Genomic DNA, 26194 nt, shown 5'->3' with positions numbered 1-26194 from the left:
CAGCTCACGCCTTTCTCGGGCGGGGGCGCCTTGGACAGCGCTTTCCCCTTCGGGGTGGGGGCGAACACCCTTTTCCCACCCACCCGCCCGTTTGCCCCGCATCCTCACCTGGACGAACAAGCTTTTCCCGCCCACCCGCCCGATTGCCCCGCGGCTCCCTTTACACCCCCTTCACCCTCTACACCCCCCTCAAATGCACCACATCCCCCGCCCCCACCGGCTCCTGCACCCCGTCCCCCGTAGCGAGCACGAGGCGGCCGTCGCCGTCCACCGCCACTGCCTCGCCCGTGATCGACCGGTCGCCCGGTAGTTCTGCCCTGACCTTGCGGCCCAGCGTCGCGCAGCCCGCGGCGTAGGTTTCCTGGAGGCGGGAGGCCGCCGGGTCGCCCTCCGCCTCGCGCCAGTCGCCGTACCACTGCTCAAGGGAACGCAGCACCGCCCGCAGCACCGTGTCCCGGTCGGTGCTCGCCGCCCCGGCGAGCGCGAGGGACCCGGCCGTGGGCACCGGCAGTTCGTCCGCGCGCAGGGTCACGTTGATGCCGATGCCGATCACGACGCCCCCGCCGTCCTTGGAGCCCGCCCGCTCGGCGAGGATGCCCCCGGCCTTGCGCTCCTCTCCGGCCACCGTCACCAGCAGGTCGTTCGGCCACTTGAGGGCCGTGTCCACGCCGGCCGCCCGCGAGAGACCCGTGGCGACGGCGACCCCGGTCAGCAGCGGCAGCCACCCCCAGCGCGCGACCGGGACCGCGGGCCCCGGCTTCAGGAGCACCGAGAAGAAGAGGCCCGAGCGGGCGGGAGCCGACCAGCGGCGGTCGAGGCGGCCACGCCCCGAGCTCTGCTCCTCGGCGACGAGCACCGCACCCTCGGGAAGCTCGTCCGCGCGGGCGGCCAGATCCGTGTTGGTCGACCCCGTCGCGGGCACCACATCCAGGGAGGTCCAAAGACCCCCGTCCCGCAGCAGCGCGCGCCGCAGCGACGCGGCGTTCAGGGGCGGTCGGTCGAGGTCGGACCACCGGCCGTCACCCGTGCCGTAAGGAGTGTCCGAAGGGTCGTCTGAAGCATCTCGCGGCGTCATGCAAGCCACCTTAGGTGTGGTAAACGCCGCACTGCCGATCCGTAGGCACGCCGATACCCTACGAGTCAGTAGCAAGCGATCACCAGCAGCCGCAAGCCGCCAGTCGCCCCTTTGAGCAGGCAGGGAGCCGCATCCCTATGTCCGAGCCGGAAGAGCCCAACGTGCCCGTGCAGAGCGCCGCAAGCGATACCTCCACCACCACCGCCCCGGAGGCAGGTATCGACATCCATACGACTGCGGGCAAGCTCGCTGATCTGCAGCGCCGCATCGAGGAGGCCAAGCACGCCGGTTCGGCCCGCGCGGTCGAGAAGCAGCACGCCAAGGGCAAGTTGACGGCGCGCGAGCGCATCGAACTGCTTCTGGACGAGAGCTCCTTCGTCGAGTTCGACGAGTTCGCGCAGCACCGCTCGACCGACTTCGGCCTGGAGGCCAACCGTCCGTACGGCGACGGGGTCGTGACCGGTTACGGCACCGTCGACGGCCGCCCGGTCGCCGTGTTCTCGCAGGACTTCACCGTCTTCGGCGGTGCGCTCGGCGAGGTCTTCGGCCAGAAGATCGTCAAGGTCATGGACTTCGCCCTGAAGACCGGCTGCCCGGTCATCGGCATCAACGACTCCGGCGGCGCCCGCATCCAGGAGGGCGTCATGGCCCTCGGCATGTACGGGGAGATCTTCCGCAGGAACACCCACGCGTCCGGTGTGATCCCGCAGATCAGCCTGGTCGTCGGGCCCTGCGCGGGCGGCGCGGTCTACTCGCCCGCGATCACCGACTTCACCGTCATGGTCGACCAGACCTCGCACATGTTCATCACGGGCCCCGACGTCATCAAGACGGTCACCGGCGAGGACGTCGGCTTCGAGGAACTCGGCGGCGCCCGCACCCACAACAGCACCTCCGGTGTCGCGCACCACATGGCGGGCGACGAGAAGGACGCGATCGAGTACGTCAAGTCCCTTCTCTCCTACCTGCCTTCGAACAACCTCAGCGAGCCCCCCGCCTTCCCCGAGGAGGCGGACCTGGCGCTGACGGACGAGGACCGCGAGCTCGACACCCTCATCCCGGACAGCGCCAACCAGCCGTACGACATGCACACGGTGATCGAACACGTCCTGGACGACGCCGAGTTCTTCGAGACGCAGCCGCTGTTCGCGCCGAACATCATCACCGGCTTCGGCCGGATCGAGGGCCGCCCGGTCGGCATCGTCGCCAACCAGCCGACGCAGTTCGCCGGTTGCCTGAACATCGACGCGTCCGAGAAGGGCGCCCGCTTCGTCCGCACCTGCGACGCGTTCAACGTCCCCGTCATCACCTTCGTCGACGTGCCGGGCTTCCTGCCGGGCGTCGAGCAGGAGCACACGGGCATCATCCGCCGCGGCGCGAAGCTGATCTACGCCTACGCCGAGGCGACGGTCCCGCTGATCACCGTCATCACCCGCAAGGCGTTCGGCGGCGCGTACGACGTCATGGGCTCCAAGCACCTGGGCGCCGACCTCAACCTGGCCTGGCCGACCGCGCAGATCGCGGTGATGGGCGCGCAGGGCGCGGTGAACATCCTGCACCGCAAGACCATCGCGGCGGCCGAGGCCTCCGGCGACGTGGAGGCCACCCGCGCCCGCCTGATCCAGGAGTACGAGGACCGCCTCCTCAACCCGTACACGGCGGCCGAGCGCGGCTACATCGACGCCGTGGTCATGCCGTCGGAGACCCGCTCCCATCTGGTGCGCGGCCTGCGTCAGCTGCGTACGAAGCGGGAATCCCTTCCCCCGAAGAAGCACGGCAACATCCCCCTGTAGACCGTGCCGCAGCGAGGAGAGCGAGGAGTCCGTCCATGATCAAGGTCGTACGGGGCAATCCCACCCCGGAGGAGCTGGCCGCCGCGCTCGCGGTGGTCCAGGCGCGCGCCGCGGCGGTCGCGAACCAGCCGTCCGGCGCGCCCCCGGTGCTCGACGCGTGGGCGGACCCCGCGCGGGTGGCCCGTCACCGGCTGCCCGCCCCGGGGCCGACGTCGTGGGGCCGCACCTACTGGCCCGGCTGAGCCCGGCGCCACGGCCCGGGAATGAGTGAGACGGGCCGGGGCGCCTGAGTACGCGTACTCAGGCGCCCCGCCGTCACCGCGCGCAGTATCGATTGCATGCTGTGGTCGGACCCGGAGGACAACCCGCCGAAAGACATGCGGGACATGCAGGTGAAGATGCGCCGTGCGGGGCTCGTCCTCGCCCTGGCCATGGTCATCGCGATGTTCGTCCTGGGCATCCACTGAGACGTCACGAAGGCGTCCGCCGAGGCATCCGCCCGGTGGCCCGCCGCGGCTCGCTAACCTGACCGCATGAGTGATCAGCCCCGACAGCCCCGCCGCCTCGTCCTCGCCTCCAAGTCCCCCGCCCGGCTCGGCCTCCTGCGCCAGGCCGGTCTCGCCCCCGAGGTGATCGTCAGCGGGGTCGACGAGGACGCGGTCTCCGCACCGACCCCCGCCGAGCTGGCCCTGGCCCTGGCCGAGGCCAAGGCATCGGTCGTCTCGGCGCGCCCGGACGCGAAGGGCGCCCTGGTCATCGGCTGCGACTCGGTCCTCGAACTGGACGGTCAGGCGCTCGGCAAGCCCGCCGACGCCGAGGAGGCGACGGCCCGCTGGAAGTCGATGCGCGGACGCGCGGGCGTCCTGCAGACCGGCCACTGCGTGTACGACACCGCGGCGGGCCGCCATGTGTCGGCGGTCGCGTCGACCGTCGTCCGTTTCGGTGACCCTTCGGACGAGGAGATCGCCGCGTACGTGGCGAGCGGCGAACCCCTGCACGTGGCGGGCGCGTTCACGCTCGACGGCCGCTCGGCGCCCTTCGTGGACTCGATCGAGGGCGATCACGGCAACGTCATCGGCCTCTCGCTGCCGCTGCTGCGCCGCCTGCTGTCCGAATTGGGCGTCGGGATCACGGAGTTGTGGGCCGCCGAGTAGGACCGCGCGATCCCTCAACACGCTCAGGCGGGCTGTGGGGCGCCGTTCTCCGGAGCGGCGCCGCCCGCGGTCCCGTTGCCGGTGCGCGGCTCGTCGGAGGCCCCACCGGGCTTCCTGTCGTACGCCACGAGCGTCAGGACGATCAGGCCGAGCACGACCATCATGAAGGCGAAGGCGGGCCAGCCCACCAGGCCCACGGAGAACGCCCCGAGCAGCGCGTGCACCACGGCGGCGCTGATCAGCAGCAGCCGGCCGTAGCGGCCCGGCGCGCGGTCGCTGATCCCCGAGCGCGCCATGACGACGCCGCACAGCGCGAGATAGAGGCCGAAGACGCCGCCCGCGATCCACGTCGAGACGGACATGGCGTGCGGGTCGAGCCCGGCGAGGGACATGTCCTGCTTGTTCACGACAAGCCCGAGGAACCAGTTGAGGAGTGCGATGCCCACCGCCTCCACCAGGAGCACGATCGCGCCCACCAAGGCCACCGGTCTACGCGCCACGGCGCCCACCCTCTTCCGCTGTTACCGCCAGTACGTGCCAGACATCGCGAACGCTACTAACGGGTAAACCGAGGGACAAGGGCCCGGCCCATGGCAAAGAATCATTGGGCCATTCGTAGGGACTCCACAAAGATTGGCCCCCTGCCGCAGCACGCTCTCACAGAGACCTTGACCACACCGGGACGTTAGTCTGCCGGGAAGGGGCCCTGCGTACCGTGGTGCGACAAGGGATTTCGCGGTACGGGCAGACCCGGATCACGCTCCGTGTGGGCAAGCTCACCATTGGGGACGGGTCGAAAGGTCGTGTCGGCAGTCCCTAAACTCGGCTTGTTTCAAGGAGGGAGCCATCGTGCGCAAGGTGCTCATCGCCAACCGTGGCGAAATCGCTGTCCGCGTTGCTCGGGCATGCCGGGATGCAGGGATCGCGAGCGTAGCCGTCTACGCAGATCCTGACCGGGATGCTCTGCATGTACGTGCGGCAGATGAGGCGTTCGCGCTGGGCGGTGACACTCCGGCCACCAGCTACCTGGACATTTCCAAGGTGCTGGCAGCGGCCAAGGACGCGGGGGCGGACGCGGTCCACCCCGGCTACGGCTTCCTTTCGGAGAACGCCGACTTCGCGCAGGCCGTTCTGGACGCGGGCCTGATCTGGATCGGCCCGCCGCCGCAAGCAATCCGTGACCTCGGTGACAAGGTCGCGGCCCGGCACATCGCGCAGCGCGCGGGTGCCCCGCTGGTGGCCGGTACGCCGGACCCCGTCAGCGGTTCCGACGAGGTCGTCGCCTTCGCCGAGGAGCACGGCCTGCCGATCGCGATCAAGGCCGCTTTCGGTGGCGGCGGGCGCGGTCTGAAGGTGGCCCGGACCCTCGAAGAGGTGCCCGAGCTGTACGACTCCGCGGTGCGCGAGGCCGTCGCCGCCTTCGGCCGCGGCGAGTGCTTCGTGGAGCGTTACCTCGACAAGCCGCGGCACGTGGAGACGCAGTGCCTGGCCGACAAGCACGGCAACGTGGTCGTCGTCTCCACCCGTGACTGCTCGCTCCAGCGCCGCCACCAGAAGCTGGTGGAGGAGGCCCCCGCGCCGTTCCTGAGCGAGGCCCAGAACGCCGAGCTGTACGCGGCGTCGAAGGCCATCCTGAAGGAAGCGGGCTACGAGGGCGCCGGCACCGTCGAGTTCCTCGTCGGCACCGACGGCACGATCTCCTTCCTGGAGGTCAACACCCGTCTCCAGGTGGAGCACCCGGTCACCGAAGAGATCACCGGCATCGACCTGGTCCGCGAGATGTTCCGCATCGCCGACGGCGAGGAACTGGGCTACGGCGACCCCGAGATGCGCGGCCACTCCTTCGAGTTCCGCATCAACGGCGAGGACCCGGGCCGCGGCTTCCTGCCCGCCCCCGGCACCGTGACCGAGTTCGCCCCGCCGTCGGGTCCGGGCGTGCGTCTGGACGCGGGCGTGGAGTCCGGCAGCGTCATCGGCCCGGCGTGGGACTCGCTCCTCGCCAAGCTGATCGTGACCGGCGCGACGCGTCAGCAGGCGCTGCAGCGGGCCGCGCGTGCGCTCGCGGAGTTCAACGTGGAGGGCATGGCCACGGCCATCCCGTTCCACCGCGCGGTCGTCAAGGACCCGGCCTTCGCCCCCGAACTGACCGGCTCCGCCGACCCGTTCACGGTCCACACCCGCTGGATCGAGACCGAGTTCGTCAACGAGATCCCCGCGTTCTCCGCGACGGCCGACGCCGAGACGGACGAGGAGCCGGGCCGCGAGACGGTGGTCGTCGAGGTCGGCGGCAAGCGTCTCGAGGTCTCGCTGCCCTCCTCGCTGGGCATGACCATCGCCCGTACGGCAGCGGCGGGCGGGGCCCGCCCCAAGCGCCGCGCGGCCAAGAAGTCGGGCCCGGCGGCCTCCGGTGACACCCTGGCGTCCCCCATGCAGGGCACGATCGTGAAGATCGCTGTCGAGGAGGGCCAGGAGGTGCAGGAGGGCGACCTGGTCGTCGTCCTGGAGGCCATGAAGATGGAACAGCCCCTGAACGCGCACCGCTCGGGCACGATCAAGGGCCTCACGGCAGAGGTCGGCGCGAGCCTGACCTCCGGCGCGGTGATCTGCGAGATCAAGGACTGACCCGCGGCGCGTTGCTCGTACGCTGGCCGGGCTGGAGCTTCCAGCCCGGCCAGCGGAGCATTCAGCCCGTCCGGCGTTTGAGGACGAACTCGGCGAAGCCGGTGACGAGGGCCACGCACGCTTCGGGCAGACTTGAAGCACGCGTACGTCCAGGGAGGCACGCCATGGCAGAGGCAGAGAGCCCGCAAGAGCGCCCCCGCTCGAAAAGAGCGGACGCGCGCCGCAACTACGACCGGCTCCTCGCAGAGTCCCGCAAAGCCTTCGCGGAGCACGGCACAAGCGCCTCGCTGGAAGACATCGCCCGCCACGCGAACGTCGGCATCGGCACCCTCTACCGCCACTTCCCCAACCGGCACGCCCTGATGAGCGCCGTCTTCGAAGAGGCGGTGAGCGACCTCCTGGACCGTTCCCGCGCGCTGCTCGAAGATCCGCAGCCCTGCTCGGCCCTGGTGACCTGGCTCCGCGCCATCATCACTCATGCGGGTGAGTACCGCGGGCTCTCCCGCGCCCTCATGTCGGCGTCGCACGACGACAGTTCGGCACTCTCCCGATGCAGCAGGCCCATGCGTGAGGCGGGCACGGCCCTGCTCGTGCGGGCCCAGGAAGCCGGAGCCGTACGCCCCGGCGTCTCGATCGGCGATCTGATGCAGCTGACCAACGCGATCGCGCTGGCCGCCGAAGAGACCCCCGACGAGCCCGAGTTGGCCGACCGCCTCCTGATGCTGACCCTGCGCGGCCTGAAGGCCGAAGGATCGGCATCCGAGGCACCGGACGACTGCGACGGCGACCGGACGGCCGGTTCAGCGGCGGCGTAGATCCGCCACCCGCGCGGCCCGCTCCCCGGGCTGCTGCTCCCCGAGCACCGCACTGCGCAACTGCGCCCCGGGCCCTGCCCCGTGACCGCCGTGGTTACGGCGCTGTCCCGGCAGTGGCACGTCCCGACGCGGTTGCCGCGCCGGGACGGAATCCACCCCCGGTCCGGAGTTGGGGCTCGCGGCCCCGCCGGCCACGGCGATCTGTACGCCCTGATCGGCCAGGGCCTGCAGCTCGGTGGCCGCGCGGTCGTCGTGCGTGGGCGGTTCGTCCGTGACCAGGCGCGTGATGACGTCCGTCGGCACCGTCTGGAACATCGTGTCGGTGCCGAGCTTGGTGTGGTCGGCGAGGACCACCACCTCGGCCGCGGCCTGGACGAGCGCACGGTCCACGCTCGCCGAGAGCATGTTGGACGTGGAGAGCCCGCGTTCGGCGGTCAGACCACTGCCCGACAGGAAGGCGCGCGAGACCCGCAGGCCCTGCAGGGACTGTTCGGCCCCACTGCCCACGAGCGCGTAGTTGGAACCGCGCAGGGTGCCGCCGGTCATGACGACCTCGACGCGGTTGGCGTGGGCCAGGGCCTGTGCCACCAGAAGGGAATTGGTGACGACGGTCAGACCGGGCACCCGCGCGAGCCGTCGGGCCAGCTCCTGCGTGGTCGTACCCGCCCCGACGACGATGGCTTCGCCTTCTTCGACGAGTCCCGCCGCGAGATCGGCGATGGCCGTCTTCTCGGCGGTCGCGAGATGTGATTTCTGCGGAAAGCCGGACTCCCGCGTGAATCCGCCCGGCAATACCGCACCGCCATGTCTGCGGTCGAGGAGTCCTTCTGCCTCCAGAGCGCGCACGTCCCGCCGTACGGTCACTTCGGAGGTCTGGACGACGCGGGCGAGCTCCCGGAGCGATACCGCTCCGTTGGCCCGCACCATTTCGAGGATCAATTGGCGACGTTCTGCAGCGAACACGAAACTGACAGTAACCCCAACGACCGTCTGCTTTCAGCAGTTTGCGCCGAATTACAGAAGTTGTTCGCACGGCAGGGTGGGAAGTGGTATAGGTGCCTACTCACCCTGCCTATGCCGGGCGAATGGGCGACAACAGCCCGTGACCTGCGCGGAGTTGTTACCCCGTACCGGCCCCGATCATTCGGCGTTCAACCGACGATCGGTCCGCGATCAGGCTTCGCCCGCCGACTTCCGCGTGTGGAGCTGACGCGCGACCTCGGCGATCGAGCCCGAAAGGGATGGATACACGGTGAACGCATTCGCGATCTGCTCGACCGTCAGATTGTTGTCGACCGCGATCGAGATGGGGTGGATCAGTTCCGACGCACGCGGTGCGACAACCACACCGCCCACCACAATGCCCGTACCCGGACGGCAGAAGATCTTGACGAAGCCGTCGCGAATGCCCTGCATCTTCGCGCGCGGGTTGCGAAGGAGCGGCAGCTTGACGACGCGGGCGTCGATCTTGCCGCCGTCGACGTCGGACTGGCTGTAGCCGACGGTCGCGATCTCGGGGTCGGTGAAGACGTTCGACGACACGGTCTTCAGGTTCAGCGGCTGCACCGCGTCGCCCAGGAAGTGGTACATCGCGATGCGACCCTGCATGGCGGCGACGGAGGCCAGCGCGAAGATCCCGGTCACGTCACCGGCGGCGTACACACCGGGCGCGGAGGTGCGCGAGACCTTGTCGGTCCAGATGTGCCCGGAGTCCTTCAGCTTGACCCCGGCCTCCTCCAGGCCCATTCCGCTGCTGTTGGGGATGGCGCCCACGGCCATCAGGCAGTGCGTGCCGGAGATGACGCGGCCGTCGGCGAGCGTGACCTCCACGCGGTCGCCCACGCGCTTGGCGGAGGCGGCGCGCGAGCGGGACATGACGTTCATGCCGCGGCGCCGGAAGACGTCCTCCAGGACGGCGGCGGCGTCCGGGTCCTCGCCGGGCAGCACGCGGTCGCGGCTCGACACGAGCGTGACGTTCGACCCGAGCGCCTGGTAGGCGCCGGCGAACTCGGCACCGGTGACGCCGGAGCCGACCACGATGAGCTCCTCGGGGAGCTCGTCCAGGTCGTACACCTGGGTCCAGTTCAGGATGCGCTCGCCGTCGGGCTGGGCGTCCGGGACCTCGCGCGGGTGGCCGCCGGTGGCGATCAGGACGGCGTCGGCGACGAGGGTCTCCTCGGTGCCGTCGGCCGCGCGCACGATGACCTTGCGCGAACCGTCGGTGTCCTGCTGGCCCTCCAGGCGGCCACGGCCGCGCAGCACGCGCGCGCCCGCACGCGTGACGGACGCGGTGATGTCGTGGGACTGGGCGAGCGCGAGGCGCTTCACACGGCGGTTGACCTTGCCGAGGTCGACGCCGACCACGCGCGCGGGGGTGTCGATGTGCGGGGTGTCGTCCGCGACGATGATGCCCAGCTCCTCGTACGAGGAGTCGAAGGTGGTCATCACCTCGGCCGTGGCGATCAGAGTCTTGGACGGGACGCAGTCGGTGAGCACCGACGCCCCGCCCAGACCGTCGCAGTCGACGACGGTCACCTCCGCGCCGAGCTGGGCGGCAACGAGTGCCGCCTCGTATCCGCCGGGTCCGCCGCCAATGATCACGATCCGAGTCACGTACTCCATTGTCCCGCACGCTTCAAGGTGCTTCGCCCCGGGGGCTCCATCCGGCCGTTCTGCCTACTGACCGGCCTGCTCGTCGGCCTGCTGGAGGGGCCCGTGCGCACCGAGGGGACGCACGCGTCGCCTGCCGTACCCTCGACCACATGTCGCTCTACGCCGCGTACGCCGGCAATCTGGATCCGCGGCTCATGTCCCGCCGCGCCCCGCACTCGCCGCTGCGCCAGACGGGCTGGCTGAACGGCTGGCGGCTGACATTCGGCGGGGAGCACATGGGGTGGGAGGGCGCGCTCGCCACCATCGTGGAGGCGCCTCGCTCGCAGGTCTTCGTGACGCTGTACGACGTCGCCCCCATGGACGAGGACTCCATGGACCGCTGGGAGGGCGTGGGGCTCGACATCTACCGCAGGATGCGGGTGCGCGTGCACACCCTGGACGGCGAGGAACCCGCCTGGGTGTACGTCCTCAATGGTTACGAGGGCGGCCTGCCGTCAGCGCGTTACCTGGGGGAGCTGGCCGACGCGGCGGAGACCGCGGGGGCGCCGCACGACTATGTGATGGAGCTGCGCAAGCGGCCCTGCTAGGGCCTTGCGCTCACTCGCCGGGGACTCTCGTCGGAAACGACAAGACAACGATCCGAATCCCGTGGGCATCGTCATCTACGCGCGTAGGGCGAGAGCGGCTACTCTCGTCCGCGTGAACGCTTCAGTTATTTCGGACGACCAGGGCGACCCGTACGCCGCCGCCGACGCCGCCGCCACGCGCCTGCGTGAGCTGACGGGCGCCGAGACCCACGACGTGGCCCTCGTGATGGGCTCCGGCTGGGCTCCGGCCGTGGACGCGCTCGGCGAGCCCGACGCCGAGTTCCCCGTCACCGAGCTGCCCGGCTTCCCGATGCCGGCGGTGGAGGGACACGGCGGCCGCATCCGCTCCATCAAGATCGGTGAGAAGCGCGCCCTCGTCTTCCTGGGCCGCACCCACTACTACGAGGGCCGTGGTGTCGCCGCCGTCGCGCACGGCGTGCGTACGGCGGTGGCCGCGGGCTGCAAGACGATCGTGCTGACGAACGGCTGCGGCGGTCTGCGCGAGGGCATGCGTCCCGGTCAGCCGGTCCTGATCAGCGATCACCTCAACCTGACGGCGACGTCGCCGATCGTCGGCGCGAACTTCGTGGACCTCACGGACCTGTACTCCCCGCGGCTGCGCACCCTCTGCAAGGAGATCGACCCCTCCCTCGAAGAGGGCGTCTACGCGCAGTTCCCCGGCCCGCACTACGAGACTCCGGCGGAGATCCGCATGGCCCGCACCATCGGTGCGGACCTGGTCGGCATGTCCACGGTCCTGGAGGCCATCGCCGCCCGCGAGGCCGGCGCGGAGGTGCTGGGCATCTCCCTGGTCACGAACCTCGCCGCGGGCATGACGGGCGAGCCCCTGAACCACGAGGAGGTCCTCCAGGCGGGCCGCGACAGCGCCACGCGCATGGGCGAACTCCTGGGCGATGTTTTGGGCCGCATCTAGTTTTTCCCCTGCGGGGGGCGTTGCCTGGCGGGGCCCTTTTCTGGCGGGGCGTCTTGCTCGGGGGCCCTTGCCCGGCGGGGCGTCTTGCTCGGCGGGGCGCCTTGCTCGGCGGGTGCCCTTGGCCTGGCAGGCTCCTTGCCCGGCGGGGAGCCGTGACCTGGGGGGCGCTTCGGTTGGCCGGGGGTCCTCTCCGGGGCGAGCGCGCCCGCACTGTGCCCTGGCGGCCCGGAGCGCTGGTTGCCGCACGGGCTTTCCCGCCCACCCACCCGATTGCCCCGGAGCGTCGGGCGGGTGCGTGAGCCCTTGCGGCCGCGGGGTGAACGGGTGGGTGGGCGGGAAAGATCCACCGCGAAGCGGTGGGACAGAAAGGCCCCACCGGGCCGCACCAGCCACCCGCACCCCCGGCCCAGGACAGGCAGGCCCCCCGGGCCACACCGAAGACCGACGCACCCGCGGCGCAAGCCAGGCAAGCCCCCCGGACCGCAACGGGTAGACGCACCGGGGACCCACCCCGGGGCGCCCCCGCACCCGCCCCGGGCCCGGGTAGCCATACCCGGCCCGCACAGAACCCCGCATACGAGAGGCTGAAGAACCGTGCTGGACGACTCCGAACTCATCGCGCGGGCCCAGGCCTGGCTGGCCGAGGACCCGGACCCCGAGACCCGCGAGGAACTCGCGAAGCTCATCGAGACCGCGGACGCCACGGACACCGCGGGCACCGAGGAACTGGCCGCCCGATTCAGCGGCACCCTCCAGTTCGGCACCGCCGGCCTCCGCGGCGAACTCGGCGCGGGCCCCATGCGCATGAACCGCTCCGTGGTCATCCGCGCGGCAGCAGGCCTCGCCGCGTACCTGAAGGCCCAGGGTCAGACCGCCGGCCTCGTCGTCGTCGGCTACGACGCCCGCCACAAGTCCGCGGACTTCGCACGCGACACCGCCGCCGTGATGACCGGCGCCGGACTCAGGGCTGCGGTGCTCCCCCGCCCGCTCCCCACCCCCGTACTCGCCTTCGCCATACGGCACCTCGGTGCCGTGGCGGGCGTGGAGGTGACGGCGAGCCACAACCCCCCGCGCGACAACGGCTACAAGGTCTACCTCGGCGACGGCTCCCAGATCGTGCCGCCCGCGGACGCGGAGATCGCGGCGCGGATCGACGCGGTGCCGAGCCTGCACGACGTACCCCGCCCCGAGACCGGCTGGGAAACCCTCGGTGACGACGTCCTGAACGCCTATCTGGCCCGCACGGACGCCGTCCTGGCCCCGGGCTCCCCCCGTACCGCCCGCACCGTCTACACGGCGATGCACGGCGTCGGCAAGGACACGCTCCTCGCGGCGTTCGAGCGGGCGGGATTCCCCGCGCCGGAGCTCGTCGCCGAGCAGGCGGAGCCCGACCCGGACTTCCCGACCGTCGCGTTCCCCAACCCGGAGGAGCCGGGCGCGATGGACCTCTCCTTCGCGAAGGCCCGCGAGGTGGACCCGGACCTGATCATCGCCAACGACCCGGACGCGGACCGCTGCGCCGCCGCGGTCAAGGACGGCGCCGACTGGCGCATGCTCCGGGGCGACGAGGTCGGCGCACTCCTGGCGGCGCATCTCGTGCGCCGGGGCGCCCGCGGCACGTTCGCCGAGTCGATCGTCTCCTCGTCCCTGCTCGGCCGGATCGCGGAGAAGGCGGGTCTCGGATACGAGGAGACCCTCACCGGCTTCAAGTGGATCGCCCGCGTGGAGGACCTGCGTTACGGCTACGAAGAGGCCCTCGGCTACTGCGTGGACCCCGAAGGCGTACGCGACAAGGACGGCATCACGGCGGCGCTGCTCCTCACGGAGCTGGCGTCCGAGCTGAAGGAGCAGGGGCGCACGCTCCTCGACCTCCTGGACGACCTGGCCGTGGAGCACGGCCTGCACGCCACCGACCAGCTGTCGGTCCGCGTGGAGGACCTCTCGCTGATCGCGGACGCGATGCGCCGCCTGCGCGAGCAGCCCCCGACGTCGCTCGCGGGCCTGCCCGTGACGAAGGCCGAGGACCTGACCCAGGGCACGGACACGCTGCCGCCCACGGACGGCCTGCGCTACACGCTCGACGGCGCCCGCGTCATCGTCCGCCCGAGCGGCACGGAGCCGAAGCTGAAGTGCTACCTGGAGGTGGTGGTCCCGGTGGCGGCGAAGGCCGGCCTGCCCGCCGCCCGCACCGAGGCGACGGAACTCCTCACGGCGATCAAGCGCGACCTGTCCGCCGCCGCGGGCATCTAGCGGGCGACGAAGCACCCGCCCCCGGGCGGGTGGCCGCAGGGCCGCCACCCGTCCGGGTGGTTCGATCGGCGCAGCCGCCGCAGTGATCCGGTGCGCTGCCGGTCCCCCAGGAAGGGTGACCGGCAGCGCACGATCACGTTCCAGGAGCTGCCGCAGTGCCGTACGGACCGACCCCTGAGACCACCCCGACCGCACCGGCGTCCGCCGCGACGCCCCGGGTCGTCGCCCCGTCCCGCCGCCCCCGCGCCACTCCGGGCCGCTCCCCCGGCCGCCGCGCACGCGCAGTCCGCGCCCTGCGCCGCGCGACGCCCGCTCTCCTCGCGTACGCCGCCGTACGCCTCTTCGGCGCCCTCGTCTTCGCATTGTGGGCGCGCGGGGAGGGCCGGGACGTCTGGCATCTGCTGGCGGAATCGTGGGACTGCGACTGGTATCTGAAGATCGCCGACGAGGGGTACGCGGAGACTCTGGGCACCCGGATCGACGCGAACAACCTCGCCTTCTTCCCCCTGCACTCGCTGCTCATCAGGGCGGGAAGTCTGCTCGTGCCGGAGCCGCGCGGGGCCGTGGGGCTCGCGATCGCCGTCACCTGTTCCTTCCTCGCGGCGTGGGGGATCTTCGCGGTGGGCGACCGCCTGTACGGACGAAGGGCGGGCGTCCTGCTCGCCGTCCTGTGGGGTTCGCTCCCCGTCGCGCTCGTGCAGTGGATGGGCTACACGGAGTCGCTCTTCACGGCGCTGACCGCGTGGGCGCTGTACGCCGTGCTCACCGGTCGCTGGATCTGGGCGGGTTCGCTGGCCGCGCTCGCGGGGCTGACCCGCCCCACGGGTGTGGCGCTCGCGGCGGCGGTGTCCCTGACGGCCCTGCTCGCGCTGTGGCGCGCGCGGTGCGCAGTGGGCGGCACCGGCCGCCCGCGCATGCTCCTGGGGGCCTTGCTGGCCCCGCTCGGCTGGCTCTCGTACGTCGGCTGGGTGGGGCTGCGACTCGGCCGCTGGGACGGCTATTTCGCCGTACAGAAGCTGTGGCGCAACGAGTGGGACGGCGGGGCGGCGACTCTGCGGACCGCGACGGACCTGCTGTCGGAACAGCGGCCGCAGCTGTTCCTGGTGATGGTGACGGCGACGCTGCTCGCGTCGGCGGCGCTGTTCGTCCTGTCGGTGGGCGACCGGCAGCCTCTGCCACTGCTGGTCTTCACAGGGCTGCTGCTCCTGATCGTGCTCGGCAGCAAAGGGGTCTACTTCCCCCGGGCCCGCTTCCTGCTCCCCTGCTTCCCCCTGCTGCTGCCGCTCGCGGCGGCGCTGTCCCGCGCTCGGACGCACGTCGCCGTGACGGTGACGGCAACCGCGGCACTCACCTCGGCGGCGTTCGGCGGCCACATGCTGCTTGCGTGGATGGGCCCGCCGTAAGGCCAGCCCCCAGGCGACGGCCGGCAGCTAAGCGACGGCCAGCAGCACCACGAGCAGCACCGCACCGGCCGCGGCGGGCGCCAGGATCTCGTAGCCCCAGCGCACCTCGGGCTCGCCCTGCGCGGACTTCGCGGTCGCGCGGAGTTCGGAGAGTTCGCGCAGGTCGTCCATGATCTGGTCCCCGGCCGCGCGCACGGGCTGCGAATGACCGGACTTCATCGAGGCGCGCAGGCCGGGGCCGCCGACGCTCGGATCGCCCGCGGCCACCCCCTGCGCCTTCCTGCGGGCGGCCTTCTTGCGTCCGCGCAGGGAGACCGGGATGGCCCAGAGCTGGTACTTGGTGCCGGACTGGGTGAAGACCTCGTTGGAGTACCCGGAGCGCAGGCCAGAGACGGACGCCCACGGGAGCGTGATCGTCCGGAAGGGGTTGCGGATGCGCAGTCGGTCGTCGTTCGCGAACACGGCGGGGCGCACGGTGAAGGCGACGACGACCGGCACCGCCAGGAGCAGGCCGGCGAGCGCGAGCCACGGGGTGCGGCCCTCCCCCCGGATCATCGCGTCGATGCCGAGCCAGCCGCCGAGGGCGAGCAGCAGGACGCCTCCGGCGATACCGCCGGACGACCGGTAGGTCCGGTCCTTGTACTCGGGCTCAGCCACGGGGTGCTGGGGGTCGGTCATGCCCCTGATTCTGCCTGAGGTCCGCAGCGGGACTCCCCCGGGGACGCCCGCGGGGACGTACGCGGGGACGCACGCCCTGCGGATTACCCGGAGCGACCCACCTCTGTACAGCCGCTACGCGCGTAGATATGCTCCCCTCGTGACCATGCCCCATGCATCCGCCCCCATCGCACACGCGCTGACGGACGCCACAGCGTCGGACCGCACGCTGCGCCGCTTCCTCCACGGGCTGCCCGGCGTCGACACGGTCGGCCTGGAGGCACGCGCCGCAGCGCTCGGCACCCGTTCGATCAAGACGACGGCGAAGGCGTACGCCATCGACCTCGCCATCTCGATGATCGACCTGACGACGCTGGAGGGCGCCGACACCCCGGGCAAGGTCCGGGCGCTCGGCGCGAAGGCCGTGAACCCCGATCCGACCGACCGCGGCACCCCGAGGACCGCCGCGGTCTGCGTCTATCCGGACATGGTGGCCACCGCCAAGGAGGCCGTCGGCGACAGCGGGGTCAAGGTCGCCTCCGTCGCGACCGCCTTCCCCGCGGGCCGCGCCGCCATCGACGTGAAGCTCGGCGACGTCCGCGAGGCCGTGGCGGCGGGCGCCGACGAGATCGACATGGTCATCGACCGCGGCGCCTTCCTCTCCGGCGACTACATGACGGTGTTCGAGCAGATCCGCGCCGTGAAGGAAGCCTCCGGCGAGGCCCGCCTGAAGGTCATCTTCGAGACCGGCGAGCTGTCCACGTACGACAACATCCGCCGCGCCTCCTGGATCGGCATGCTGGCGGGCGCGGACTTCATCAAGACCTCGACCGGCAAGGTCGGCGTCAACGCCACCCCCGCGAACACCCTCCTGATGCTGGAGGCCGTACGCGACTTCCGCGAGCAGACCGGGGTACAGGTCGGCGTGAAGCCCGCGGGCGGCATCCGTACCACCAAGGACGCCATCAAGTTCCTCGTCCTGGTGAACGAGACCGCGGGCACGGACTGGCTGGACAACCACTGGTTCCGTTTCGGCGCCTCATCACTCCTCAACGACCTGCTGATGCAGCGCCAGAAGCTGGCCACGGGCCGCTACTCCGGCCCCGACTACGTCACGGTGGACTGACCCATGACTTCCACGCCCTTTGACTACGCACCCGCTCCGGAGTCCCGCTCCGTCGTCGACATCGCGCCGTCGTACGGCCTGTTCATCGACGGCGAGTTCGTGGAGGCGGCCGACGGCAAGGTCTTCAAGACCGTCTCGCCCTCCACCGAAGAGGTCCTCTCCGAAGTCGCGCAGGCCTCCTCCGAAGACGTCGACCGCGCGGTGAAGGCCGCTCGCAAGGCCTTCGAGAAGTGGTCGGCCCTGCCGGGCGCCGAGCGCGCCAAGTACCTCTTCAGGATCGCCAGGATCATCCAGGAGCGCAGCCGCGAACTGGCCGTCCTGGAGACCCTCGACAACGGAAAGCCCATCAAGGAGACGCGCGACGCCGACCTCCCCCTGGTCGCCGCGCACTTCTTCTACTACGCGGGCTGGGCCGACAAGCTCGACCACGCGGGGTACGGCGCGAACCCGCGCCCGCTCGGTGTCGCGGGCCAGGTCATCCCCTGGAACTTCCCGCTCCTGATGCTCGCCTGGAAGATCGCCCCGGCGCTCGCGACGGGCAACACGGTCGTCCTGAAGCCCGCCGAGACCACGCCCCTGAGCGCCCTGTTCTTCGCGGACATCTGCCGCCAGGCGGGCCTGCCCAAGGGCGTCGTCAACATCCTTCCCGGGTACGGCGACGCGGGCGCGGCCCTCACCGCCCACCCGGACGTGGACAAGGTCGCCTTCACCGGCTCGACCGCCGTCGGCAAGGCCATCGCGCGCCAGGTCGCGGGCACCGACAAGAAGGTCACGCTCGAACTGGGCGGCAAGGGCGCGAACATCGTCTTCGACGACGCCCCCGTCGACCAGGCCGTCGAGGGCATCGTCACCGGCATCTTCTTCAACCAGGGCCAGGTCTGCTGCGCCGGATCGCGCCTCCTCGTACAGGAGTCGGTCCAGGACGAGGTGCTGCACGCGCTCAAGCGGCGCCTGTCCACCCTGCGTCTGGGCGACCCGCTGGACAAGAACACGGACATCGGCGCGATCAACTCCGCCGAGCAGCTCGCCCGCATCACCGCGCTCACCGAGACGGGCGAGGCGGAGGGCGCCGAGCGCTGGTCCGCCCCGTGCGAACTGCCCTCCTCCGGCTACTGGTTCGCGCCGACCCTCTTCACGAACGTCACGCAGGCGCACACCGTCGCCCGCGACGAGATCTTCGGCCCGGTGCTCTCGGTGCTGACGTTCCGTACTCCGGAAGAGGCCGTCGCCAAGGCCAACAACACGCAGTACGGCCTCTCCGCCGGCATCTGGACGGAGAAGGGCTCCCGCATCCTCGCGGTCGCCGAGCGCCTGCGCGCGGGCGTCATCTGGGCCAACACGTTCAACAAGTTCGACCCGACCTCGCCCTTCGGCGGCTACAAGGAATCGGGTTACGGCCGCGAGGGCGGCCGCCACGGCCTGGAGGCTTACCTCGATGTCTGAGCGACTCACGGTCCTGAAGACCTACAAGCTGTACGTCGGCGGGAAGTTCCCGCGTTCCGAGAGCGGCCGGGTGTACGAGGTGACGGACTCCAAGGGCAAGTGGCTGGCCAACGCCCCCCTCTCGTCCCGCAAGGACGCGCGTGACGCGGTCTCCGCCGCGCGCAAGGCGCAGGGCGGCTGGGCGGGCAAGACGGCCTATCTGCGCGGCCAGATCCTGTACCGCGTCGCGGAGATGCTGGAGGGCCGCAGGGACCAGTTCGTGCGCGAGGTCGCCGAGGCGGAGGGGCTCTCCAAGTCGAAGGCCGCCGCCGAGGTGGACGCCGCGATCGACCGCTGGGTCTGGTACGCGGGCTGGACCGACAAGATCGCCCAGCTCGCGGGCGGCGGGAACCCCGTCGCGGGCCCCTTCTTCAACCTCTCCTCGCCGGAGCCGACGGGCGTGGTGACGGTGGTCGCCCCGCAGAAGTCGTCGTTCCTCGGCCTGGTGTCCGTCATCGCCCCCGTGATCGCCACCGGCAACACCGCCGTGGTGATCGCGAGCGAGGACTCCCCGCTCCCCGCGCTCTCGCTCGGCGAGGTGCTCGCCACCTCCGACCTGCCGGGCGGCGTCGTGAACATCCTGTCCGGCAGGACGGCGGAGATCACCCCGTCGCTCGCCGCGCACCAAGACGTGAACGCGATCGACCTCGCGGGCGTCGAGGACGACGACCTGGCCAAGGAGCTCGAGGTCGCCGCCGCGGACAACCTCAAGCGCGTCGTCCGTCCACAGCCTGTGGACTGGTCGGCCGACCCGGGCACGCACCGCCTGACGGCCTTCCTGGAGACCAAGACGGTCTGGCACCCCACGGGTTCACTGGGCGCGTCGGGCTCCTCGTACTGAGGCCACCCGAGGCTGCCTGAGGCCGCCTGAGGTCATCTGAAGCCACTGCGCACGGCGAAGCCCCGGTCCTCCTCCGTCCAGGAGGGCCGGGGCTTCGTCACCTCACCGGGACGCTCGGCTAGCCGGGCAGCAGCCCCGTGGCCGGACCCACCACCGGCAGGTCGCTCAGCGATCCCCCGCCCTGGGCCAGCGGGGCCGTGAGCGGCGCCGTCGACAGCGGCTTGAAGTCCGCGATCTGGGTGCCGAGCGCGTTGTCCAGCGGGTCGGACCCCGTACCCGCCAGCGGGTTGAGCTTCAGCTCCTTGACGGGCCCGAGCCCGCCCGCGCTGACCTCCTCCACCGCCCGCAGCACACCCGCCCCGGCCGCGGGCAGGTTGTCGGAGGCCGGGGGCGCGGGGGCCGGGGCCGCGTTCGCCGTCGCCGCGCCACCGATGCCGAGCGCCGTGCCCGCGACGGTGACCGTCAGACCCGCCCGCAGCAGAACGCGGGAGAGGTGCTTGGAGGCTGTTGCGTGCCGTGCCATGGGTTCCGCCCTTGTCCTTTTGAGTAATCAGATGTGCGCGTAGCGTAGTTGAGGGGCGGTACGGGCACCAAAGCCCTACCCTTCGGGTCGCCTGGGCGGCTCAATGCAGCACACTGTTCTCTCGTGAGTTCCCATCCCCCGATACCCACCCGAGTCGTGCTGCTCGCCGGCCCCTCGGGCTCAGGCAAGTCGTCGTTCGCGGCCCTCACGGGACTGCCCGTCCTGTGCCTCGACGACTTCTACAAGGAGCACGACGACCCGACGCTGCCGCAGGTCCCCGGCAGCACGGACATCGACTGGGACTCCCCCGGCTCCTGGGACACGGACGTCGCCGTCGCCGCCATCGAGCAGCTGTGCCGCACGGGACGTACGCGCGTCCCCGTCTACGACATCGCCACCAGCTCGCGTACGGGCGAGACGGCGATGGACATCGAGCGCACACCCCTCTTCATCGCGGAGGGCATCTTCGCGGCGGACATCGTGGAGCGGTGCCGGGAGATCGGGGTGCTCGCCGACGCGATCTGTCTGCGGGGGCGGCCGTCCACCACCTTCCGGCGGCGGCTTCTGCGGGACCTGCGCGAGGGGCGCAAGTCCGTGGCGTTCCTGCTGCGGCGCGGCTGGCGGCTGATGCGGGCCGAGCGCGCGATCGTCGCCCGGCAGACCGCCCTCGGCGCGCACCCCTGCGGCAAGGACGAGGCCCTGGGACGGCTCGCGGCCGCTGCCGCCGGCCGGTGCGCCAAGGCGCGCGCAGACGCCGCGTAGCTCCGCGTGGGGAGCGGTTCACCGGACCGTCGCACCAAAAGCAGAAGGACCGGAAAGACCCCCCGGCCTTCCGGTCCCGCCACTTTCCCCCGTGGATCCCCCGTGATCCCCGTTTTCCCCCGTGTCCCCCCTGCTTCCGCCGCCTCCCCCCGGGAGCGGCGGCCCCCCGGTGATCCCTAGGCGACCAACTCGCCGAAGGACTCCTCCTGGTCACGGCCGAAGCTGAGGACGTCGTCCTCGCGCAGCCGGCGCAGGGAGCGCCAGATGCTGGACTTGACCGTGCCCACGCTGATGTCGAGGATGTCCGCGATCTCGGGGTCCGTGCGGCCCTCGTAGTAACGCAGGACCAGCATCGTCCGCTGCAGTTCGGGGAGGCGGGCCAGGGCCTGCCAGAGAACCGCACGGAGTTCGGTGCCACGCATCGCGTCCGTGTCGCCCGCCGTCTCCGGCAGCTCCTCGGTCGGGTATTCGTTGAGCTTGCGGCGCCGCCAGGCGCTGATGTGCAGGTTGGTCATGGTGCGGCGGAGGTACCCGCCGACCGCGGCCTTGTCGCTGATCCTGTCCCAGGCCCGGTACGTCGAGAAGAGGGCGCTCTGGAGCAGGTCCTCGGCCTCGAAACGGTCACCGGTCAGGTGATAGGCGGTTGCGTACAGGGAGGCACGACGCTCCTGGACGTAGGCGGTGAACTCCGCCTCCGACGCTGTGGTGCGCTCCCCCGTGTCCTCCCTGTACGCGGCTCCCCCGTGAGCCCCCCCATCGGTTCCCCCGTTGTCCCCGCGGGTCGCCCCCGGGAACGCGTCAACCACCGTCATGTACGCGGTGTGCTGACGCCCGGTGCCGCGAGCGCACCCCCGCCCGCTCACGGCACCGGACTTCTCGTGCCTCTCGGCAGGCCGGATCACGTCGTGGAGACGCGTGATTACTGCGCTTGAGCTGGTGCTGTGCAGTGTGTTCATCTCGCGCCCCCCGTCGGTGGAGTCCGGCTGTTTTCCGTGTGACCAAAACTCTGCCGGACCCACTTCATGACGGTGTCCGCCGACTGTCACAGGCCTGCAACAGGCCTTCCATGTGTAGGGGAGAAGTGTGGGAGCCGACCAACAGTCGAACTGTGCCCGTGCCATGGGACAGAATGACGTCCGTGCCTTCCCTGTTGCTGATCGAGGACGACGACGCCATCCGTACGGCCCTTGAGCTTTCGCTCACCCGCCAAGGGCATCGGGTGGCCACTGCTGCCACCGGCGAGGACGGCCTGAAGCTGCTCGGTGAGCAGCGGCCGGACCTGATCGTGCTGGATGTGATGCTGCCGGGCATCGACGGCTTCGAGGTGTGCCGTCGCATCCGGCGCACCGACCAGTTGCCGATCATCCTGCTGACCGCGCGCAGCGACGACATCGACGTCGTCGTCGGGCTCGAGTCCGGTGCCGACGACTACGTGGTGAAACCCGTGCAGGGCCGGGTGCTCGACGCCCGTATCCGCGCGGTGCTCCGGCGCGGTGAGCGCGAGGCCAATGACGCGGCGACCTTCGGTTCGCTCGTCATCGACCGCGCCGCCATGACCGTCACGAAGAACGGCGAGGACCTGCAGCTCACGCCGACCGAGCTGCGGCTGCTCCTGGAGCTGAGCCGCAGGCCCGGACAGGCGCTCTCGCGGCAGCAGTTGCTGCGTCTGGTGTGGGAGCACGACTACCTCGGTGACTCCCGGCTGGTCGACGCGTGTGTGCAGCGGCTGCGCGCGAAGGTGGAGGACGTTCCGTCCTCGCCGACGCTGATCCGTACGGTGCGTGGAGTGGGCTACCGGCTGGACACTCCTCAGTGACCAAACCGCAGGACAAGCTCCGCGGTTGGGCCGCGGCGCGCAAGGCGATCATGGCGGGGCTGCGCTTCACGAGCCTCAGGCTCCGGCTCGTGGTGGTGTTCGGCCTGGTGGCGCTCACCGCCGCCGTGACGGCGTCCGGAATCGCGTACTGGCTGAACCGCGAGGCGGTCCTGACGCGCGCGCAGGACGCGGCCCTGAAGGACTTCCAGCAGGAGATGCAGACCCGCGCCGGTGCGCTGCCGCCCAATCCGACCCAGGACGAACTGCAGCAGGCCGCCGGGACGATGGCCAACAGCAGCCAGCGCTACAGCGTGCTCCTGATCGGGAAGGACGCCGACGGTGACACGATCGTCGGCTACTCCGACCTGGACGCCTTCACGCTCGCCGACGTGCCCAAGTCGCTGCGCAAGACGGTGAACAAGGAGCAGCCGCTCACCTCCAGCAACAAGAGTCCGTATCACCTGTACTGGCAGCGGACCGTCGAGGGCGGCACCCCGTATCTCGTGGGCGGTGCCAAGGTCATCGGCGGCGGGCCGACCGGTTACATGCTCAAGTCCCTCGAGCCGGAGGCGAAGGACCTCAGTTCGCTCGGCTGGTCCCTCGCCATCGCGACGGGGCTCGCGCTCATCGGTTCCGCGCTGCTCGCGCAGGCCGCCGCGACCACCGTGCTCAAGCCGGTGCACCGGCTCGGCGTCGCCGCGCGGCGGCTCGGCGAGGGCAAGCTGGACACGCGCCTTCGGGTGTCGGGCACGGATGAACTGGCCGATCTGTCACGGACGTTCAACCGGACCGCGGAGAGCCTGGAGAAGAAGGTCGACGACATGAGCGCCCGTGACGAGGCGTCGCGGCGCTTCGTCGCCGACATGTCGCACGAGCTGCGTACGCCGCTGACCGCGATCACCGCGGTGACGGAGGTCCTGGAAGAGGAGCTGGACGCCGAGACCGGGTCCGTCGACCCGATGATCGAGCCCGCCGTGCGGCTCGTGGTCAGCGAGACCCGCCGGCTGAACGACCTGGTGGAGAACCTGATGGAGGTCACCCGCTTCGACGCGGGTACGGCAAGGCTCGTCCTGGACGACGTCGACATCGCGGACCAGATCACGGCGTGCATCGACGCCCGTGCCTGGCTCGACGCGGTCGAGCTGGACGCGGAGCGCGGCATCATGGTGCGGCTCGACCCGCGTCGTCTGGACGTCATCCTGGCGAACCTGATCGGCAACGCGCTCAAGCACGGCGGCTCCCCGGTGGAGGTCTCGGTGCGGATCGCGGGCGAGAAGCTCGTCATCGCGGTGCGTGACGGAGGCCCCGGCATCCCCGAGGACGTACTGCCGCACGTCTTCGACCGCTTCTACAAGGCGAGCGCCTCCCGGCCGCGGTCGGAGGGCAGTGGCCTGGGGCTCTCCATCGCCCTGGAGAACGCCCACATCCACGGCGGGGAGATCACCGCCGCGAACTCGCCCAAGGGCGGCGCGGTGTTCACGCTGTGGCTGCCGCGCGACCCGTCGGAGCCGCTGCCCGAGGACGAGCCCGCTCAGGGCGCGGACGGCGGCGACACCGTCGAGGGAGAGAAGCGATGAACCACCGACGGCTGCGCGCCGCGCTGCTCGCCACCGCGCTGACCACGCTCCTCGCGGGCTGCGGCATCCGCTCGACGGAGGTGCCGACGGACTTCGGCCCGGGGCCCTCCCGGGTGCCCTGCGTGATGTCCGGGTCGAGCATCGCGTCGCAGTCCACCAGCGGGGTTCCCGTGCAGGTCTTCCTGGTGTGCGCGGCGCAGCTCGTGACCGTCGACCGGTCGGTGCGGATTCCCACCGAGAAGGCGACGACGGACCGGGTACGGATCGCGCAGGCGCTCCTCGACGAGCTGTCGCAGGCGCCCTCGGCCCCGGAGAAGCAGGCGGGCTTCGCGACGGACGTACGCGGCGGCACGGTCGTCAGCGGACCCGGGAAGGGCGACCCCGAGGACGCGCTGCGGTTCAGCACGTCCCCAGAGGATCTTTCGGCGTTCGCGCTGGCACAGATCGTTTGCACGTTCGCGGACAGCGCGGCGGCGGGCGACGACCGTCAGGTGATCATGGGCGGCCCCGGTGACGCCCCGCTGCGCCGCTACGAATGCACGCAGGCGGTCCGTCAGCGTCCCGGGACGGTGGCTCCGCCCACGGAGACCGTGAAGTAGTCGATCAAGACAGTCACGGTGTGCGATCAGGACAGCGCGTGTTCCGGGAGTGAATGCGCGGAACCGATCCTGCCGTCGGGCGCGTCTTGGGGGGCGTGCGTCAAGGCTCGGGCGGCCACGGGGCCGCCATCCGCTTCCGTGCGGCAGGAGGATTCCTCCTCGTCGCGCATCTTCTGTTCGTCGGCTGGCTCACTCTGCGTCCACTGGACGTGCCGTGGGTCAGCGCGGCGAATCTTCAGCCGTTCGCCGGCATCAAGGCGGATCTGGCGCTCGGACCTGTGCAGGCCGCCCGGCAGATAGGCGGCAGTCTGCTGCTCCTCGCCCCGCTCGGTGTGCTGCTTCCGCTCGCCGGTGGGCGGGTTCACGTGTCACCGCTCGGTTCGCTGGTGCGGACGGTCGCGGCGGGCGCGCTGATCTCGCTCGGCATCGAACTGCTGCAGACCGGGGTCCCCGGGCAGGTCGTCGACATCGACTCGCTGTTCCTGAATTCGGTGGGCGTGGCCCTCGCGCATCTCGCCGTGGTGCCCGCGGCCAGGGCCAGGCTCCGCCGCCGTACGGACGGGGAGCAGCGGGCGGCCCTCCTGCGGGAGGACGCTTCTCAGGGGCCGACCCCGACGATTCCCAGGGTCGGTATCGCACCTTAGAGCGACGCTTCGCCCGCTTCGTGAACGTAGCTTTGAGTCATCGGGGAAACCCCCCGGAACGCATCGGGAAACGCCCCGGGCCTCATCGCCACGGTTCACGAAGGAGCCACCATGACCGCCCTTGCCCGCCCCACCCACGGCCGGATGATCGGCGGAGTGTGTGCCGCCCTCGCCAAGCGCTTCCGCACGTCGCCGACCACGATGCGCGTGATCTTCGTGGTCTCGTGCCTGCTGCCAGGACCGCAGTTCCTGCTCTACATCGCGCTCTGGGCCCTGTTGCCCTCCGAGAACAAGGCCAGGCAGGCAGCCTGGTGAACCGGCGGCCCCCGCCGCACACATACGCCGATGGGGCGCACCCTCGAACAAGGGGTGCGCCCCATCGGCGTGTGCGGGGACCGCGAGGATCAGCCGAGCGGCAGACCGTTCAGCCCCAGGCCCTCGGTGGGCAGGCCCTGGAGGGGCAGGCCCTGCGTGGGCAGGGCGCCGGCGACCGGCAGGCCACCGAGCAGACCGGAGACCGGGTCGGCCGCGGCGGGCTTGCCCCGGTCGCTGGCGTCCTTCATGCTCTCGCCGAGCTTGTCCACGGTCGGCGCGGAGGCCTGCAGGGTGCTGCCGAGCACGTTCTGGCCGGCGGAGATCGCCTCGGGGCCGCCGGCGGGCAGCTTCTCGCCGACCGCTTCCATGGGGAGCATGGCGGTGGCGGAGCCCAGGGCGCCCGTGGCGTCGGGCAGGGCCGGCGCGGCGGTGGCGGCACCCGCGCCCGCGGCGGCGAAGGCGGCGCCGAGAGCGGCGACACCGAGGGTCTTGGCGGCAGACTGCTTCATCTTCAATGCGTCCTTGATGACGGGGACTTTCGAGCGGCCCATGACCGTAAACATGTGAAGGGGCGGTCCGCAAACAGCGAAACAGCAAAAACGCGGC

27 protein-coding genes are annotated in these 26194 nt (G+C 71.0%); 19 read left to right on the top strand and 8 right to left on the bottom strand.

The annotated features are described in order from the left end of the window. Window positions 1-178: 178 nt before the first annotated feature. Window positions 179-1075, bottom strand: a complete 897-nt coding sequence (locus ACWFRU_RS15695; protein WP_453687197.1) for a biotin--[acetyl-CoA-carboxylase] ligase — start codon at window positions 1073-1075, stop codon at window positions 179-181. A 137-nt stretch (window positions 1076-1212) separates the two neighbouring features. Here ACWFRU_RS15695 and ACWFRU_RS15690 point away from each other — a divergent pair, with 137 nt between their 5' ends. The 4 genes from ACWFRU_RS15690 (at window position 1213) to ACWFRU_RS15675 (ending at window position 4022) form a co-directional block, all read left to right on the top strand. Beyond that, entirely contained in the window at window positions 1213-2868 is a 1656-nt protein-coding gene (locus tag ACWFRU_RS15690; RefSeq protein WP_453687196.1) for an acyl-CoA carboxylase subunit beta, read from the top strand. Between the two features lie 35 nt (window positions 2869-2903). Beyond that, window positions 2904-3110, top strand: coding sequence for an acyl-CoA carboxylase subunit epsilon (locus tag ACWFRU_RS15685; RefSeq protein WP_453687194.1), 207 nt, complete (start codon window positions 2904-2906; stop codon window positions 3108-3110). Between the two features lie 96 nt (window positions 3111-3206). After that, window positions 3207-3335 carry a morphogenic membrane protein MmpB gene (gene mmpB / locus ACWFRU_RS15680; protein ID WP_363208896.1) on the top strand — a complete coding sequence of 43 codons (129 nt, stop codon included), beginning with the start codon at window positions 3207-3209 and terminating at the stop codon, window positions 3333-3335. Window positions 3336-3401: 66 nt separating this feature from the next. Continuing rightward, window positions 3402-4022: a nucleoside triphosphate pyrophosphatase gene (locus ACWFRU_RS15675; protein ID WP_453687192.1), complete on the top strand. Its 621-nt coding sequence runs from the start codon at window positions 3402-3404 to the stop codon at window positions 4020-4022. 23 nt (window positions 4023-4045) lie between these two features. Here the strand turns inward: ACWFRU_RS15675 and ACWFRU_RS15670 are convergent, their stop codons facing one another. Then, window positions 4046-4522 (bottom strand): hypothetical protein, encoded by a 477-nt coding sequence (locus ACWFRU_RS15670; RefSeq protein WP_453687190.1) that lies wholly within the window; start codon window positions 4520-4522, stop codon window positions 4046-4048. Window positions 4523-4871: 349 nt separating this feature from the next. Between ACWFRU_RS15670 and ACWFRU_RS15665 the strand changes: the two genes are divergently transcribed. Together ACWFRU_RS15665 and ACWFRU_RS15660 are read left to right on the top strand one after the other, a co-directional pair. Then, window positions 4872-6644, top strand: a complete 1773-nt coding sequence (locus ACWFRU_RS15665; RefSeq protein ID WP_453687188.1) for an acetyl/propionyl/methylcrotonyl-CoA carboxylase subunit alpha — start codon at window positions 4872-4874, stop codon at window positions 6642-6644. Window positions 6645-6808: 164 nt separating this feature from the next. Beyond that, window positions 6809-7459: a TetR/AcrR family transcriptional regulator gene (locus tag ACWFRU_RS15660; RefSeq protein ID WP_453687186.1), complete on the top strand. Its 651-nt coding sequence runs from the start codon at window positions 6809-6811 to the stop codon at window positions 7457-7459. On the opposite strand, the gene ACWFRU_RS15655 is transcribed toward ACWFRU_RS15660, so the two are convergent. Continuing rightward, window positions 7445-8422 carry a DeoR/GlpR family DNA-binding transcription regulator gene (locus ACWFRU_RS15655; RefSeq protein ID WP_363208891.1) on the bottom strand — a complete coding sequence of 326 codons (978 nt, stop codon included), beginning with the start codon at window positions 8420-8422 and terminating at the stop codon, window positions 7445-7447. The two genes, ACWFRU_RS15660 and ACWFRU_RS15655, sit on opposite strands and share 15 nt — an antisense overlap. 210 nt (window positions 8423-8632) lie before the next feature. After that, window positions 8633-10081, bottom strand: coding sequence for an NAD(P)H-quinone dehydrogenase (locus ACWFRU_RS15650; protein WP_453687184.1), 1449 nt, complete (start codon window positions 10079-10081; stop codon window positions 8633-8635). A gap of 140 nt (window positions 10082-10221) precedes the next feature. On the opposite strand from ACWFRU_RS15650, the gene ACWFRU_RS15645 reads away from it, so the two are divergent. The 4 genes from ACWFRU_RS15645 to ACWFRU_RS15630 all read left to right on the top strand — a co-directional run bounded on the left by ACWFRU_RS15645 (window position 10222) and on the right by ACWFRU_RS15630 (window position 15246). Beyond that, complete coding sequence (locus ACWFRU_RS15645; RefSeq protein WP_249588135.1) at window positions 10222-10659, top strand: gamma-glutamylcyclotransferase; 438 nt, start codon at window positions 10222-10224, stop codon at window positions 10657-10659. A 112-nt stretch (window positions 10660-10771) separates the two neighbouring features. Continuing rightward, a complete protein-coding gene (locus ACWFRU_RS15640) occupies window positions 10772-11593 on the top strand; it encodes a purine-nucleoside phosphorylase (protein ID WP_453687182.1) in 822 nt (273 codons plus the stop codon). A 597-nt stretch (window positions 11594-12190) separates the two neighbouring features. Continuing rightward, the gene (locus ACWFRU_RS15635) at window positions 12191-13843 is read left to right on the top strand and encodes a phospho-sugar mutase (protein ID WP_453687608.1); all 1653 of its coding nucleotides are present in this window, start codon (window positions 12191-12193) and stop codon (window positions 13841-13843) included. A 155-nt stretch (window positions 13844-13998) separates the two neighbouring features. Continuing rightward, on the top strand, window positions 13999-15246 hold the full coding sequence (locus tag ACWFRU_RS15630; protein ID WP_453687180.1) for a hypothetical protein: 1248 nt from the start codon (window positions 13999-14001) through the stop codon (window positions 15244-15246). Window positions 15247-15273: 27 nt separating this feature from the next. Here the strand turns inward: ACWFRU_RS15630 and ACWFRU_RS15625 are convergent, their stop codons facing one another. Continuing rightward, the gene (locus ACWFRU_RS15625; protein ID WP_453687178.1) at window positions 15274-15924 is read right to left on the bottom strand and encodes a PH domain-containing protein; all 651 of its coding nucleotides are present in this window, start codon (window positions 15922-15924) and stop codon (window positions 15274-15276) included. A gap of 145 nt (window positions 15925-16069) precedes the next feature. Between ACWFRU_RS15625 and deoC the strand changes: the two genes are divergently transcribed. From deoC to ACWFRU_RS15610, 3 genes are read left to right on the top strand one after another with little or no spacing between them, the layout of a single operon-like run. Then, the gene (deoC, locus tag ACWFRU_RS15620) at window positions 16070-17029 is read left to right on the top strand and encodes a deoxyribose-phosphate aldolase (RefSeq protein WP_453687606.1); all 960 of its coding nucleotides are present in this window, start codon (window positions 16070-16072) and stop codon (window positions 17027-17029) included. A gap of 3 nt (window positions 17030-17032) precedes the next feature. After that, window positions 17033-18472 (top strand): aldehyde dehydrogenase family protein, encoded by a 1440-nt coding sequence (locus tag ACWFRU_RS15615; protein WP_453687177.1) that lies wholly within the window; start codon window positions 17033-17035, stop codon window positions 18470-18472. Further along, window positions 18465-19352 carry an aldehyde dehydrogenase family protein gene (locus ACWFRU_RS15610; protein ID WP_453687175.1) on the top strand — a complete coding sequence of 296 codons (888 nt, stop codon included), beginning with the start codon at window positions 18465-18467 and terminating at the stop codon, window positions 19350-19352. Before ACWFRU_RS15615 ends, ACWFRU_RS15610 begins: the two co-directional genes overlap by 8 nt. Window positions 19353-19470: 118 nt before the next feature. Here ACWFRU_RS15610 and ACWFRU_RS15605 read toward each other — a convergent pair whose 3' ends face one another. After that, complete coding sequence (locus tag ACWFRU_RS15605) at window positions 19471-19875, bottom strand: hypothetical protein (protein ID WP_453687173.1); 405 nt, start codon at window positions 19873-19875, stop codon at window positions 19471-19473. A gap of 123 nt (window positions 19876-19998) precedes the next feature. Between ACWFRU_RS15605 and ACWFRU_RS15600 the strand changes: the two genes are divergently transcribed. After that, window positions 19999-20637: a uridine kinase family protein gene (locus tag ACWFRU_RS15600; protein WP_453687171.1), complete on the top strand. Its 639-nt coding sequence runs from the start codon at window positions 19999-20001 to the stop codon at window positions 20635-20637. Between the two features lie 176 nt (window positions 20638-20813). On the opposite strand, the gene ACWFRU_RS15595 is transcribed toward ACWFRU_RS15600, so the two are convergent. Beyond that, entirely contained in the window at window positions 20814-21593 is a 780-nt protein-coding gene (locus ACWFRU_RS15595; RefSeq protein WP_453448097.1) for a SigE family RNA polymerase sigma factor, read from the bottom strand. Between the two features lie 182 nt (window positions 21594-21775). On the opposite strand from ACWFRU_RS15595, the gene afsQ1 reads away from it, so the two are divergent. The 5 genes from afsQ1 to ACWFRU_RS15570 all read left to right on the top strand — a co-directional run bounded on the left by afsQ1 (window position 21776) and on the right by ACWFRU_RS15570 (window position 25588). Next, window positions 21776-22453: a two-component system response regulator AfsQ1 gene (afsQ1, locus tag ACWFRU_RS15590; protein ID WP_030779097.1), complete on the top strand. Its 678-nt coding sequence runs from the start codon at window positions 21776-21778 to the stop codon at window positions 22451-22453. Beyond that, entirely contained in the window at window positions 22450-24030 is a 1581-nt protein-coding gene (locus ACWFRU_RS15585; protein WP_453687169.1) for an ATP-binding protein, read from the top strand. The genes afsQ1 and ACWFRU_RS15585 overlap by 4 nt, the downstream gene beginning before the upstream one ends. Then, the gene (locus tag ACWFRU_RS15580) at window positions 24027-24629 is read left to right on the top strand and encodes a hypothetical protein (protein ID WP_453687167.1); all 603 of its coding nucleotides are present in this window, start codon (window positions 24027-24029) and stop codon (window positions 24627-24629) included. The genes ACWFRU_RS15585 and ACWFRU_RS15580 overlap by 4 nt, the downstream gene beginning before the upstream one ends. 53 nt (window positions 24630-24682) lie before the next feature. After that, window positions 24683-25273 carry a VanZ family protein gene (locus ACWFRU_RS15575; RefSeq protein WP_453687165.1) on the top strand — a complete coding sequence of 197 codons (591 nt, stop codon included), beginning with the start codon at window positions 24683-24685 and terminating at the stop codon, window positions 25271-25273. Between the two features lie 111 nt (window positions 25274-25384). Then, window positions 25385-25588, top strand: coding sequence for a PspC domain-containing protein (locus tag ACWFRU_RS15570; protein WP_453687163.1), 204 nt, complete (start codon window positions 25385-25387; stop codon window positions 25586-25588). Window positions 25589-25677: 89 nt separating this feature from the next. Here the strand turns inward: ACWFRU_RS15570 and ACWFRU_RS15565 are convergent, their stop codons facing one another. Next, window positions 25678-26097 carry an ATP-binding protein gene (locus ACWFRU_RS15565; RefSeq protein ID WP_453687605.1) on the bottom strand — a complete coding sequence of 140 codons (420 nt, stop codon included), beginning with the start codon at window positions 26095-26097 and terminating at the stop codon, window positions 25678-25680. Window positions 26098-26194: the final 97 nt, after the last annotated feature.

Source organism: Streptomyces sp. NPDC055099, from assembly GCF_053607685.1.
Note: the sequence above shows the minus strand (reverse complement) of the source record. Positions and strands in the feature narration are given on the sequence as shown.